Origin of the sequence: uncultured Sphingomonas sp., assembly GCF_964244265.1 — a bacterium.
GTDB lineage: Bacteria > Pseudomonadota > Alphaproteobacteria > Sphingomonadales > Sphingomonadaceae > Sphingomonas.
Window position 1 is genome coordinate 62224 of record NZ_CAXTHV010000010.1, and the last position, 13797, is coordinate 76020.

The 13797-nt window shown below is 66.6% G+C and carries 11 protein-coding genes; 3 read left to right on the top strand and 8 right to left on the bottom strand.

The features are described 5' to 3' along the window. Nucleotides 1–168: 168 nt before the first annotated feature. The 6 genes from ACFE7K_RS05980 to parE form a co-directional block, all read right to left on the bottom strand. Nucleotides 169–570: a DUF3617 domain-containing protein gene (locus ACFE7K_RS05980; RefSeq protein WP_375397259.1), complete on the bottom strand. Its 402-nt coding sequence runs from the start codon at nucleotides 568–570 to the stop codon at nucleotides 169–171. 60 nt (nucleotides 571–630) lie between these two features. Further along, nucleotides 631–1548: an Hsp33 family molecular chaperone HslO gene (locus ACFE7K_RS05985; RefSeq protein WP_375397260.1), complete on the bottom strand. Its 918-nt coding sequence runs from the start codon at nucleotides 1546–1548 to the stop codon at nucleotides 631–633. A 50-nt stretch (nucleotides 1549–1598) separates the two neighbouring features. Continuing rightward, nucleotides 1599–2516 carry an ornithine carbamoyltransferase gene (gene argF, locus ACFE7K_RS05990; RefSeq protein WP_375397261.1) on the bottom strand — a complete coding sequence of 306 codons (918 nt, stop codon included), beginning with the start codon at nucleotides 2514–2516 and terminating at the stop codon, nucleotides 1599–1601. 38 nt (nucleotides 2517–2554) lie between these two features. Further along, entirely contained in the window at nucleotides 2555–3751 is a 1197-nt protein-coding gene (locus tag ACFE7K_RS05995; RefSeq protein WP_375397262.1) for an aspartate aminotransferase family protein, read from the bottom strand. Nucleotides 3752–3853: 102 nt separating this feature from the next. Continuing rightward, nucleotides 3854–5164, bottom strand: a complete 1311-nt coding sequence (locus ACFE7K_RS06000; RefSeq protein ID WP_375397263.1) for a serine hydrolase — start codon at nucleotides 5162–5164, stop codon at nucleotides 3854–3856. A 63-nt stretch (nucleotides 5165–5227) separates the two neighbouring features. Continuing rightward, nucleotides 5228–7210 (bottom strand): DNA topoisomerase IV subunit B, encoded by a 1983-nt coding sequence (parE, locus tag ACFE7K_RS06005; RefSeq protein ID WP_375397264.1) that lies wholly within the window; start codon nucleotides 7208–7210, stop codon nucleotides 5228–5230. A gap of 154 nt (nucleotides 7211–7364) precedes the next feature. Here parE and ACFE7K_RS06010 point away from each other — a divergent pair, with 154 nt between their 5' ends. The 3 genes from ACFE7K_RS06010 to ACFE7K_RS06020 all read left to right on the top strand — a co-directional run bounded on the left by ACFE7K_RS06010 (nucleotide 7365) and on the right by ACFE7K_RS06020 (nucleotide 11686). Beyond that, nucleotides 7365–8204: an outer membrane protein gene (locus tag ACFE7K_RS06010; protein ID WP_375397265.1), complete on the top strand. Its 840-nt coding sequence runs from the start codon at nucleotides 7365–7367 to the stop codon at nucleotides 8202–8204. 100 nt (nucleotides 8205–8304) lie between these two features. Continuing rightward, nucleotides 8305–9465 (top strand): serine hydrolase domain-containing protein, encoded by a 1161-nt coding sequence (locus ACFE7K_RS06015; RefSeq protein WP_375397266.1) that lies wholly within the window; start codon nucleotides 8305–8307, stop codon nucleotides 9463–9465. Between the two features lie 43 nt (nucleotides 9466–9508). After that, nucleotides 9509–11686: a penicillin acylase family protein gene (locus ACFE7K_RS06020; protein ID WP_375397267.1), complete on the top strand. Its 2178-nt coding sequence runs from the start codon at nucleotides 9509–9511 to the stop codon at nucleotides 11684–11686. A gap of 28 nt (nucleotides 11687–11714) precedes the next feature. Here ACFE7K_RS06020 and ACFE7K_RS06025 read toward each other — a convergent pair whose 3' ends face one another. Together ACFE7K_RS06025 and ACFE7K_RS06030 are read right to left on the bottom strand one after the other, a co-directional pair. Then, the gene (locus ACFE7K_RS06025) at nucleotides 11715–12281 is read right to left on the bottom strand and encodes a MarR family winged helix-turn-helix transcriptional regulator (RefSeq protein ID WP_375397268.1); all 567 of its coding nucleotides are present in this window, start codon (nucleotides 12279–12281) and stop codon (nucleotides 11715–11717) included. 2 nt (nucleotides 12282–12283) lie between these two features. Continuing rightward, nucleotides 12284–13639 carry an SRPBCC family protein gene (locus ACFE7K_RS06030; protein WP_375397269.1) on the bottom strand — a complete coding sequence of 452 codons (1356 nt, stop codon included), beginning with the start codon at nucleotides 13637–13639 and terminating at the stop codon, nucleotides 12284–12286. Between the last annotated feature and the right edge of the window lie 158 nt (nucleotides 13640–13797).

Consider the following 13797-nt stretch of genomic DNA (forward strand, 5'->3'; position numbering starts at 1 on the left):
CGCTACGCAGTTCGGCGCCTGTGGGCAAGTCGGGCCGCCAGCGCGCCGGTCGCAAAAAATCGGCCGCCCGGTCAGGGGCGGCCAGTCATGCTCGTCATCCGAGCGTCACAGGGAGAGCGTGCCTCATCCGCACGGCCATCACCTTAGCCGGCACAGCTTAGCGCGAGCTTAACGCCTGGCGCAGGCGCCGGTGCGACGGCCCTCATAGGTGTAGTCGAAGGGCTGACCCTCGGCGATGCCCTGCGTCTCCAGCTTGATCAGCTGCGGGTCCTCGGTGGTGATGGTGGTCCGGCCATAGCCGCGCCCCGGGCAAGTATAATGGACGGTGGCCGAATTGGCCGTATCGTCGATGACGAAGCGCGTGCAGGCGATGCCCGGATGATAGAATTGGATCAGCGCCATCGGATCGCGAACGCACACCGACTGCCGCCGGCCGTCATTGCCGAATTCGTGAAACTGCCACTGACCGGGCTGGAGCATGGTGATCGCGCCGAGCGGCCCGGCGGCGCCGCTGACGAGCACGCTCGCCGCGGCACATCCGGCCAATGCGAGCCTTTTCGTCCAACCCATGATGCCGCCCCTTCAGCCCCTCCGCCACGGATGTGGGGGCCATGCGCCGACTTGCAACGGCTATGAAACGAAATTGGCCGCGATCACCGGAAACGACCGCGCGCAAAAGGCACAGCCGACCTGGATGATGCCGTCCGCGTCCGCCATTTCGCGCCGGTCGTCGGCGGAGAATTTGGCGAGCACGCTGGCAACGTAATCGGGATCGCAGCGACAGCCGCGGCTGATCGGTGTCCGCGCCAGCACGCGTACCTCATCCTCCTCGTTGAACAGCCGCCAGACCAGGGTTTCCAGCGTCAGCCGGGGATCGGTCAATTCGTCCGCGCCCACCGTGTTCCCCAGGATCGCGACATGCTCCCATTCGGGATGGTCGAGCCGGGTATGCAGCCGTTCGCGCCCGTCCTCGCCTTCGGGCAGATGCTGGAGGAACAGCCCGCCCGCGACATGGCAACCGCCGGCATCGCGCGTAACGGCGAAGCGGATCAGCGTCGGGATCTGCTCGGACTGGACGAAATAGCTCTCCGCCGCCTGCGCCAGCGTCTCGCCGTCAAGCGGCACGATCCCCTGATAACGCTCGCCGCTGGCCGCCAGGTCGAAGGTGACCGCAAGGTATCCCTCGCCGAACAGCGCGAACAATGTCGGATGCTGGGGTGCCTCGGCCAGGCGGTCGGCATCATATTGGACATAGCCGCGCACCGCGCCGCCGCGATAATCGCACACCAGCAGCGTCACCACGCCCGCGTTGGTCTGCGCCTGGAGCGTCAATTGTCCCGACGGATCCTTCAGCGTCGAGCCAACCAGCGCGGTCAACGTGAGCGCTTCGGCAAGCAGGCGTTCGATCGCGGGCGGATAGGCATGCGCCTCCAGCACGGTGTCGAGCGCCGGCCCCAGCCGCACCAGCCGTCCGCGGGCATGGCGGCCGGGAATGGTGAAGCCCAGCGCCTCGTCGATGTCGATGGGGTCGGATGTCGGGTCGATCACGTGCCTGTCCGTTCGTGCGACATGGGAAGTAGGAACGGCCGCCCGCAACCTCAACCGATCAGCCCGAAGCACCATAGCAGGATCGATTTCTGGGCGTGGAGGCGATTCTCGGCTTCCGGCCAGATCAACGATTGCGGGCCGTCGATCACCGCCGCCGTCACTTCCTCGCCGCGGTGCGCGGGCAGGCAGTGGAGGAATCTGGCGTCGGGCTTCGCCCCCGCCATCAGCGCCGGCGTTACCTGAAACGGCATCATCGCCGCCAGCTTGGTCTCGGCATGGTCCTGGCCCATCGAGATCCAGGTGTCGGTGACGACCACGTCGGCACCCTCCACCGCTTCCCTGGCGGTGCCGACGACGCGCGCGCGGCCGCGGCCCAGCGCGACGGCGGCGTCGGACGGCTGAAACCCCTGGGGGCACGCGGCGACGACGTCGAACCGCATCAGCCCGGCCGCTTCCATCATCGAGGCGAGCACGTTGTTGCCGTCGCCCAGCCACGCGACCCTGAGCCCGGGCAGCGCATGCCCGGCCTCGACGATCGTCTGCAGGTCGGCGACGATCTGGCACGGATGCGAATGGTCGGTCAGGCCGTTGATCACCGGCACGCCGGCATGGTCCGCCATCTCGGCGACCTTCGCATGGTCGTCGGTGCGGATCATGATCGCGTCGACATAGCCCGACAGCACGCGCGCGGTATCGGCGACGCTCTCGCCGCGGCCAAGCTGCATCGACCCGGCGTCCATCACGATGCTGGTGCCGCCGAGCTGGCGGATCGCCATGTCGAACGACACGCGGGTGCGCGTCGAGTTCTTCTCGAAGATCATCGCCAGCACGCGGCCGCTAAGCGGCGCATCGGCATCGACCCTGCCCTTGGGCCAGCCGGCCCGCGTCGCCTTGCGATCCAGCGCATCGGCCAGCATCGCGGCAACGCCGTCGGGGCCGGCGTCCGAGAGGTTGAGGAAATGGCGCATCCTAAATCCTCCCGGTGCCGGGGAGGATTTGGCCGACCTCACTCATCGCCCGGCATCGCATAGGTCCGCGCGCCGTCGCTCAGCTTCTGGATGAACTCGCCGACATGCGCCTCCTCGATCACCAGCGGCGGCAGGATGCGGACGACATTCTCCCCCGCCGCGACGGTCAAGAGGCCGTGATGGTCGCGCAGGTGCGCCACGAACGACCGCGCCTCGGCGCTATCCTTCAGCTTGAGGCCGAGCATCAGCCCGGTGCCGCGCACGCTGTCGAAGATAGGGTCGTGATTGGGGATCATCTGCTCAAGCGCCGCGCGCAGCCGCTCGCCCATCGCCGCGACGTGATCGAGGAACCCCGGCGCCAGCATCACGTCGAGCACCGCCATCCCCGCGGCACATGCCAGCGGATTGCCGCCATAGGTCGAGCCGTGGGTGCCGATCACCATGCCCTTCGCCGCTTCCTCGGTGGCGAGGCAGGCGCCGAGCGGGAAGCCCGCGCCGATCCCCTTGGCGACCGCCATGATGTCGGGCGTGATGCCGTAATGCTCGTACGCCCACATCCGGCCGGTGCGGCCATAGCCACACTGGACCTCGTCGAGCACGAGCAACAGGCCGTGTTCGTCGCACGCCCGGCGCAAGCCACGGATGAACTCGGACGTTCCCGCCGACACGCCGCCCTCGCCCTGGATCGTCTCGACCATGAAGCCGGCGCTATGGTCGTCGATTAGCTCCAGCGCGGCAGCGAGGTCGTTGAACGGCGCATAGGCGAAGCCGGGCAGCAGCGGCTCGAACCCGTTGCGCATCTTGGGCTGGTTGGTCGCGCTGATCGCCCCCATCGTCCGCCCATGGAACGCGTTGTTGAAGGTGATCAGCGTATGCCGATCGGGATTGCCGTTGGCGTGGTGATAGCGCCGCGCGGTCTTGATCGCGCATTCGACCGCCTCGGTGCCCGAATTGGTGAAGAACAAGGTGTCGGCAAAGCTGGTGTCGACGATCCGCCGTGCCAGCGCCTCGCCCTGCGGCGAGCCGTAGAGGTTGCTGACGTGCATCAGCGTCGCCGCCTGGTCGGCGATCGCCTTGACCAGGTGCGGATGGCCGTGGCCCAAAGCGTTGACCGCGATGCCCGCGGCGAAATCGAGATAGCGTTCGCCGTGCTCGCCATAGAGGTACACGCCCTCGCCGCGCACCGGCCGCACATCGCACCGCGGGTAGACGGGCATGAGGGCGGTGATCGTCACGATCTTGATCCTTCTTCGGTTCAAACAAAAAGGGCGGCCCGTCGGACCGCCTGAGATGTGTAATACGAGCCAGCGGCGGCCGGCGTCAACCGATGGCGAGGTTCAGCGCAGCGGCGCGGCGGCGGCGAGGAGCAGCGCGCGGGACATCAGCTGGACGAAGGGCAGGGTGTCCACCGCCGCGTCGGCGCGATGCCAGTTGCCGACGACCGCCAGCCACTGGCCATCGGGGCGCTTCACCAGGAAATTAAGGGTGATGACGCCCGGTTCCGACCCGCCCTTGAACCCCAGATAGGTGAATTTGGCGCGGGTCGATGCATCAATTCCGGGATTGACCGCCAGGATCGCGCGCGCCGTCTCACCACCGTCGGTGCGCAGCCAGTCGAGCATCGCCGCCGCCTGCGCGGGGCTGGCGAACCATTCAAGATCGTCGATCGCCACCGGCTTGCCGGTGAACAGCGCGGCATCGACGGGCGTCGCCGCCAACCGTCCGGCTTCGCTCCCGAGCAGCGCCCGACGCGCCGCCGGCGTCGCGCCCTTCCAGCGTGCCGCGAGGTCGGCATTGGCGGGGCTCTTGATCGCGAACATCTGCCGTGTCGTCAGCACCGGCGCGAGGCCCGGCGCGCCGCGCGCCGCCACGAAACGGTCGAGCGCGGCGCCCTCCAGCGCGACCAGCGTATCGGTCGCGGTGTTGTCGCTGATCGAAATCATCAGCGTCGCCAGCGCCTGCACCGTCAACGGCGTACCCGCCGGCCACGCCTGGAGAATGCCCGAAGGCAGCGAGGCGGTACCGACCGGAACGACATCGACCCAGTGCCGCTTGCCCACCCCTATCTCACGGGACAATTCGCCCAGTACCCACAGCTTGAATGCCGAGCCCAGCGGCGCGGGCGTGTCCGGCGAGAGCCCGGCTACAAGCCTCGGTACTACCCCGCCCAAGGCATAGACGCCGAACCCGCTTGTCCCGGGCAGCGCCCGGAAATCGGCGGACAGCTTGTCGAAACTGTCGCCGGCCAGCTCGCTGCCGGTGAACAGCAGCCCGGTGACGCGATGCGGCGGCAACGGATCGATCGCGATCTGGATCATGCCGATCCCGCGTTCGAACCGCACACGGAGCAGCGCCGAGAACGCGGAGGCCGACTGGATCGCGTCGATCGCCAGCGGCTTGCCGAGTTGTGCCACCACCTGCGCGGTGACCGCGTCCCATTTATCCTTGGGCAAGGCGGCGTGGAAGCTCGGTGCGAAATACCCGTCGAAATCGCCCGTCCCGCCCAGGATTGCGACCAGCTGGTTCGCGCGCACGGCCAGCGCGGGGTCGGCAGTTGCGGCTGATGGCGGTGCGGCCGGCGCCATCCGGGCGATAGCGGGCGCGCCGAGCATCAGCGCAACGAGCATCACCACTATCGCGCGGACCATCACTTTCTCCCCTCTCAGCGTTCGCTAGCCTCTATCCCGACCTCGCGATCTTGGGTCTACGTTTTAAGCATCGATCGCGTCCTCTTCCAGCCGGGCGGCATTTTCCTGAATGAACGCGAAGCGGTGCGCTGGGTTGGTGCCCATCAGCCGGTCGACCAGGTCCTTCACCCCGGCGCGTTCCTCATATTCCTGCGGCAGGGTGATGCGGATCAGGCCGCGCGTCACAGGGTCCATCGTCGTCTCGCGCAACTGGCCGGGATTCATCTCGCCCAGTCCCTTGAACCGCGACACCTCGATCTTCTTGCCGTTGAACGTGGTTGCCTCGATCTCGGCGCGGTGCGCGTCGTCGCGGGCGTAGATGCTCCTTGCCCCCACCGTCAGCCGATAGAGCGGCGGCTGCGCAAGATAAAGATGCCCGCGACGCACCAGGTCGGGCATTTCCTGAAAGAAGAACGTCATCAGCAACGTCGCGATATGCGCGCCGTCGACATCGGCGTCGGTCATGATGATCACACGCTCATAGCGCAGATTGTCGGGGACGCAGTCCTTGCGCATCCCGCAGCCCAGCGCGAGCGCCAGGTCGGCGATCTCCTGATTGGCGCCGATCTTGGCGCTGGTCGCGCTGGCGACGTTCAGGATCTTGCCGCGGATCGGCAGGATCGCCTGGGTCTTGCGGTCGCGCGCCTGCTTGGCGGAACCCCCCGCGCTGTCGCCCTCGACGATGAAGATCTCGGTGCCGGCCGGGTCGTCCGCCGAACAATCAGTCAGCTTGCCCGGCAGGCGGAGCTTGCGCGCGCTGGTCGCGGTCTTGCGCTTGACCTCACGCTCGGCCTTGCGCCGCAGCCGCTCGTCCATTCGTTCCAGGGTATAGCTCAGCAGCGCCTTGCCGCGTTCCATGTTGTGCACGAGGAAATGATCGAAATGATCCTTGACCGCGCGCTCGACCAGGCCGGCCGCGTCGGGACTGGTCAGACGATCCTTGGTCTGGCTTTGAAACTGGGGATCGCGGACGAACACCGACAGCATCAGCTCGCCGCCGGTCATCACGTCGTCGGCGGTGATGTCCCGGGCCTTCCTCTGCCCGACCAGCTCGCCGAAGCCGCGCAAACCTTTGGTCAAGGCGGCGCGCAGCCCCGCCTCGTGGGTGCCGCCGTCGGGCGTCGGGATGGTGTTGCAATACCAACTGTAGCTGCCGTCGCTCCACAGTGGCCACGCCACCGCCCATTCGACCCGGCCCTGCTCGTCGGGAAAGTCCTGCGTGCCGGCGAAGAAATCGGCAGTGGCGCATTCGCGCGCGCCGAGCTGCTCGCGCAGATGGTCGGCAAGGCCGCCGGGGAACTGGAACACGCCTTCGGCCGGGGTGTCGTCGGTGATCGCGGCCGCGGCACATTTCCAGCGGATCTCGACGCCGGCGAAAAGATACGCCTTCGACCGCGCGAGCTTGTAGAGGCGCGCGGGCTTGAAATGCAGTTCCGGCCCGAAGATCTCGGTGTCGGGGGTGAAGGCGACCAAGGTGCCGCGCCGGTTGGGCGTGGTGCCGAGATGCTCGATCGGCCCCAGCGTCTGCCCCTTGGCGAAGCGCTGGCGATACAATTGCCGGTCGCGCGCAACCTCGACCACCGTCTCGTCCGACAAGGCGTTGACGACGCTGATCCCGACGCCGTGCAGGCCGCCGCTGGTCGCATAGGCCTTGCCGGTGAACTTGCCCCCCGAATGCAGCGTCGACATGATCACCTCCAGCGCCGACTTGCCTGGGAATTTGGGATGCGGATCGACCGGAATGCCGCGGCCATTGTCGACGATGGTCAGCCGGTTGCCGACGTCCAGGAGGATCTCGATACGCGTCGCATGCCCAGCGACCGCCTCGTCCATCGCATTGTCGAGCACCTCGGCGGCGAGGTGATGCATCGCCCGCTCGTCGGTCCCCCCGACATACATGCCGGGACGGCGGCGGACCGGCTCCAGTCCCTCCAGCACCTCGATCGACGATGCGTCATAGGCGGACGATGGAGCGGCGGCCGGCGCGGCGAACAGGTCCTTGGACATCGCCTCGCTATAGAGCGCTGCCGGCCGCCATTGGAAGCGGCGAAGCCTGTCGGCACTGTCACCTTACGGCCACTGCAGGAGTAATTTTGTTGCGGCGCTGAATATAATCAATTCGGCATGCGTATCTTGCTCGACATCATTGAGGAGAAACTTCTTGAAATACCGTCAGTTCACCGTGTTCGCCACGTCGGTCGCCGCGCTTGGCGCGGCATCGCCGGCCTTTGCCCAGACCGACGCCAAGCCCTTCGAGGGGATCTATGTCGGCGGGTCGTTCGGCTATGACGTCCAGCCCAACGATGTCGGTTCACGCATCCTGTTCGACCGCAATCTGGACGGCAATTTCAACGATACGGTCACCACCGCTGCCGGCGCCAACGCCTTCTCGCCCGGCTTCTGCAACGGCGCCGCGATCGCCAACGTGCCGACGCCGGGCTGCACCAACGACCGCGACGGCATCGATTATGCCGGCCGGATCGGCTTCGACGTCCAGCAGGGCGTGCTGGTGGCGGGTATCGTCGGCGAAATCGGCAAGAGCGAGGTGCGCGACAGCGTGTCTGCGTTCAGCACGACCCCGGCCAGCTACACGATGACGCGCAAGGTCGATTATAACGCCAGCCTGCGCGGCAGGGTCGGCTATGCCGCCAATACCACGTTGTTCTACGCGACGGGCGGCGTCGCCTATGCGAAGATCAAGTCGACCTTCACCACGACCAACACCGCCAACGCCTTTGCCGGCCGCGGCAAGGACGATCGCTGGGGTGTCGCGCTGGGCGGCGGCATCGAGCAGAAGCTCGGCCGCAATTTCTCGATCGGGATGGAATATCTGTACAATCGCTTCCGCGACAATGACTATCGCGTCCGCGCCACGGCGGGTTCGGCCCCGGCGACCAATCCGTTCATCCTGGCGCCCAACACCACCGGAACCGATTTCCGGCGGAGCGATCGCAATTTCGCGTGGCATAGCGTGCGGGCGGTCGCCGCTTTCCGCTTCTGATCCTCGCATCCTCTGCGAAAGGCCGTCGGCATCATTGCCGGCGGCCTTTTTCATGCGGTTCGCCCCCGGGACGATTCCACGCTAATGCCAGGGAATGCCGATGTTCCTCCCGCTGCTGCTGGCCGCCGCCGCGTTGCAGCCCGTCGCCGCCGTCCGCGTGGAGTTCGACCGGCGCGGGGAGACGGCCGTCTCGGCCAGCGGCTGGGCCGATCTCGCCGCGGAACGGGCGGTAACCGCCGACGATCCTGTACGCGTCGCCTCGATCTCAAAGCTGGTGACGGCGATCGCGGTGATGCGGCTAGTAGAGCAGCGCCGGCTGGATCTCGACGCCGACGTATCGGCGCTGCTCGGCTATCGCCTGCGCAACCCTGCTTTTCCCGACACGCCGATCACGTTGCGGCTGCTGCTGTCGCACCGGTCCAGCCTGGCCGATGGCGTGGATTATGTCCTGCCGCTCGATGCCGACATGAAAACCGTGCTGGCCGATCCCAAGGCATGGGACGCCGCGCACGCGCCGGGCGCGTGGTTCCATTACACCAACCTCAACTATCCCGTCGTCGCCGCGGTCATGGAGCGCGCGACGGGGGAGCGGTTCGACCGGCTGATGGTGCGGCTGGTATTGGCGCCGATGAAGATTGCGGGATGCTATAACTGGGCGAGTTGCGATGAGGCGAGCGTGACGCGCGCGGTAGTGCTTTATCGCGGCGGCCAGCCGGTCAAGGACGACAATCGCGGCGCCCGCCCGGCTTGCTCTGTGACCCCGGCCAGCGATGGCGGGTGCGACCTGGCGATGTGGCGCGCGGGCGCGAACGGCGCGATCTTCTCGCCCCAGGGAGGCTTGCGGATCTCGATGCGCGGGCTGGCGCGGATCGGGCGGATGCTGCTCGGCAACGGCACGATCGACGGCGTGCGCGTGCTGCGGCCAGCCTCGGTACGCCTGCTCGAGACGCCGTTGTGGACGTTCGACGGCAGCAACGGCGATACCGGCAGCGATGCGAGCGGCGCGCCGAGCGGGTTCCAGTGCCGCTATGGCCTGGCCGTCACCTTCACCGCGACCGAGATGGCGGGTTGCCGCGACGATCCGTTCGGCGACGGGCGACAGCGGATCGGGCATGCCGGCGACGCTTATGGCCTGTTGTCGGGGCTGTGGATCGATCCGGCAGCGGGCAGGGGGGTCGCCTATTTCGCGACCGACGCGCCGTCGGCGCGGGGCGAGCGGTCGGCCTTTTCACGGATCGAGGAACTGCTCGCGCGGCCGTGACGGCGCATTGCCTTCTCCCCACGCACCTCTAGGCTCGGTGATCATGTACAGAATCCTGCGCCCCGTCCTCCTGGCCCTTTCGCTGCTGGCGACCGCGCCCACCCGCCCGGATGCGGAAACCACCCGCTGGCGCGCACAAGCCGCGCGCGTCACGATCATCCGCGACGATTGGGGCATCGCGCATGTCAGCGGCAAGAGCGACGCCGATGCGGTGTTCGGGATGATCTATGCCCAGGCCGAGGATGATTTCCCGCGGATCGAGGCGAATTACCTGACGTCGCTCGGCCGTACCGCGGAGGCCGAAGGCGAGGAGGCGGTCTGGGCCGACCTGCGCCAGCGGCTCTATGCCGATCCCGTCGTGCTGAAGGCGCAATATGCGGCGAGCCCCGCCTGGCTCAGGAAGCTGATGGACGCCTGGGCGGACGGGCTGAACTATTATCTGGCGACGCACCCGGGCGTGAAGCCAAAGGTCCTGACCCGCTTCGAGCCATGGATGGCGCTGTCGTTCACCGAAGGGAGTATCGGCGGCGACATCGAGCGCATCTCGCTCAGCGACCTCAAGACCTTTTACGGCCAGCCGACGCCGCCTACGCCGGCCGAATTCGGCGCCGTCCCGCGCGAGCCCGTCGGCTCGAACGGCATCGCCATCGCGCCGGGCAACACCGCCGACGGCAAGGCGCTGCTGCTGATCAACCCGCATACCAGCTTCTATTTCCGTTCAGAACTTCAGGTGACCAGCGGAGAGGGGCTGAACGCCTATGGCGCCGTCACCTGGGGGCAGTTCTTCGTCTATCAGGGGTTCAACGCGAAGGCGGGTTGGATGCATACGTCTTCGACGGTCGACAATGTCGACGAATTCGCCGAAAGCGTCCGCCGCCGCGACGGCAAGCTGACCTATCTTCATGGCGGCGAGCAGCGCCCGGTCGCCACCGCTACCGTGACGCTGCGCTACCGCAAGCCCGACGGATCGATCGGCGAGCGCGCCTTTGCAACCTATCGCACGCATCACGGCCCGATCGTCGCGATGAAGGGCGGCAGGTGGATCGCCCAGGCGCTGATGTGGAAGTCGGTGGCGGCGCTCGAACAAAGCTATCTGCGGACCAGGGCGACCGACCTTGCCAGCTATCTCGCGATCGCCGAACGCCGCGCCAATTCGTCGAACGATACCTTGTTCGCCGATGCCAAGGGCGAAATCGCGTTCCTGATGCCGCAATTCATGCCGCTGCGCGACGATCGCTTCGATTATACGCGACCGGTGGACGGCAGCGACCCGGCGACCGACTGGAAGGGGCTGCACAGCCTCGCCAGCCTGCCCAGCGTGTTGCGGCCGCCGGTCGGCTGGGTGCATAACACCAATGACTGGCCGTGGGACGTCGCGGGCCCCGACAGTCCGAAGGCAGCCGCCTATCCGCGCTACATGGACCAAAGCGGATATAATTGGCGTGGGGTGCATGCCGATGCGTTGCTGGCGGGCGCCAGCGGCTGGACGGTCGAGCGGCTGCGCGCCGCCGCCTATGACACCGACCTGCCCGCGTTCCGCGCGATGATCCCGGCGCTGGCCAGGGCATGGGCGGCACTTCCCGCCCGCGACCCGCGCCGCGCGCGGCTGGCCGATCCGGTCAGGCTGCTGCGGGCCTGGGATTGCCGCTGGTCGACCGGTTCGACCGCGACCAGCCTGGCGGTGTTCTGGGGCGACCAGATGTGGCGCGACGTCGGCAGCTTTGCCCAGGCCGAGCGGATGAACGTGCCCGATTACGTGCTGAAGCGGGCGAGCGGCGAGCAGCAGGTCGCCGCGCTCGACGCCGCGGTCACGCGGCTGAGCGACGATTTCGGCCGCTGGCAGGTGCCATGGGGCGAGATCAACCGCTTCCAGCGGCTCGACGATGCGATCCGCCCGCATTTCGACGATGCGCGTCCCTCTATCCCGGTCGGTTTTCCCTCGGCGCAATGGGGCGCGCTGGCGTCGTTCGGGGCGAAGGCGTGGCCGGGCACGAAGCGCTATTACGGGACGAGCGGCAACAGCTTTGTCGCCATCGTCGAGTTCGGCCCCCGCGTCCGTGCGATCGCGGTGACGGCGGGGGGCGAAAGCGGTGACCCCGCCTCGCCGCATTTCGGCGACCAGGCCGAACGTTATGCGACCGGACGATTGCGCCCGGTCTATTTCTACGCCGAGGAGCTAAAGGGCCATGTCGAGCGAACCTATCGGCCCGGGGAGCGATAGGCTGATCGAGTGGCGTTGCAGGACGCTTTTAGAGCGCGCCGCCGAACTCCAGCGGGCCCGCCGAGGAGCCGGCGACGAGACCATCCCTTGCCAGGGAATCGTTCAGGTTTTCGATGACCCGGTCGAGCATCTTGCCGAGCGTCGTCAGTTCCTGATCGCTCAGGCCCGCAAAGGTGAGGCGTTCCTGCTGGGCGCCGAGCATCGTCAGCTTCTCCAGCACCGGCGTTGCCGCCGGGGTCAAATGAATGCAATGCGCGCGGCGGTCGTTCGGATCCTGGCGCCTCTCCAGCCAGCCTTCCTCGCACAGCCGATCGATCTGGCGCCCCGCCGCGGCCTCGCCGATATCCAGCATGGTCGCGATCTTGCGCTGGGTCGCGCCCTCGGCGCCGGCGACGGCTGCGATCGTGCTCCATTGGGCGCGCGTTATGCCGACATTGCCGGCATTATGGTCGAAATCCTTGGTCAGCAACCGTGCCGAGACCGTGAGCTTCAGACTGAGCGACCTTTCCCACACCGCGCCGCCATCGGCCGGGTGCGCGGCCTGCGGGCCGACCTTGGCAAACGGACCTGGCGGGACAGGTTCCGAAACCGCCATCGTCAGGCCGAATTTTCGAGGTTCATGTACGTACGGAGCGTCCGGTGGAAATTGGCGACCGAGCGTTCCTGCTTGGGATTAGGCCGGCAGCCCTTGAACGCCCTGGAATGCAGACCGCGCTGCACCTGGCTCATGTTCTGGAAATCCTGCTGGAGGATCAGCGGCCAATCTTCCAGCACGGGCACGTGCTGGTTGACGACATCCTTGGGTTCCTTGCCTTCGGGGAAGCGATCCAGCGCATATACCTCGAAGATGCAGCTGTCGGGATCCATGCCGTCGGGCCGGGCGCGATAGCCCAGCACGAACGTCGGCGCCTGGAGGATCACGATGTTGGGAAAGACGTGCCAGTCCATCCCCGCCACCATGTAATGCTCGGGCGTGATCATCGGCGCCTGGACGCCGGCCGCGGCATCGATCTCCATCATCCACATGTTCATCTGGATGAACGCGTCCATCGCGGGGGTGTCCGGCGGCAGTTCCTCGTGCACGCGCTGCGCCGCCGCTACCATCGAATCGGAGATGAAGGCGTCGACATCGCGCTTGAGGTTCGTGAAACTGTCAGCCAGCGACTTGGTGATGTCCCGGCGCGGTGCGTCGTGCGTGCGCGGCGATCCCTCACCGGTGACGCGGGAGTCCGGCGGCAGGAAATAGCCGAAATTGCCGTGCTTTCCCCATGCATTCGACCAGGTATAGTCGTCGGTGTGGTCGAGCAGCTGGGCGTGCGTCGCGGCGACGTGATAGCCCTCGTCGAACGCCTCCAGCGCTACCTTCCAGTTGCATGGCATCTTGATCCAGCGCCGCCAGCGATAGCGCATGTGCTCGATCTCATAGGGATCGAGCAAGGAGGCGGCGGGTTCCAGATACTCGCGCAGCGGCTCGCAATCGGGATCGAGATTGATGAAGACGTAGCCGCCGAACGTATCGACCTTCACCTTGTGCAGCCGGACATCCTCGTCGCTGAGCGTCCCGTCCCAGTCCTTGCGGTCGAGCACGTCGATATTGGCGCCGTCCAATGACCATTTCCACCCGTGGAACTTGCACGCAAAGCGCTTGGCGTTGCCGCAGCCTTCGGTCAGCGTGCGGCCACGATGGGGGCAGACATTATGATAGGCGCTGATCGTCTCCTGATCGCTGCGCACGACGATGATCGACTGGTCGAGGATGTCGTAGGTAACAAAATCCCCGACCTTGGCGACCTCCTCGACGCGGCAGGCCATCTGCCAGACCTTGCTCCACAACTGATCATATTCGCGCGCGGCATAGTCGCGCGAGATATAGGCCTCGACCGGAATGACGAAATCCTCCGACGACAATGTGTCGGGCTGTAGCGCCGTGAGATTGGTAATCGGCTGATTCATCGTCCCGCTCCAGGATCTTGACCTTGTTCCCATATTCCCAGCTTACGCGTCTATCGGCAAGCGCGGCGGCATCGTGGGGGCGATAGGATATCCAACAGCGATTGACCGGGCAAGCGCCGGGCGTGGAAACGCAGGGCAACGCATTCGGGAGAACGCAG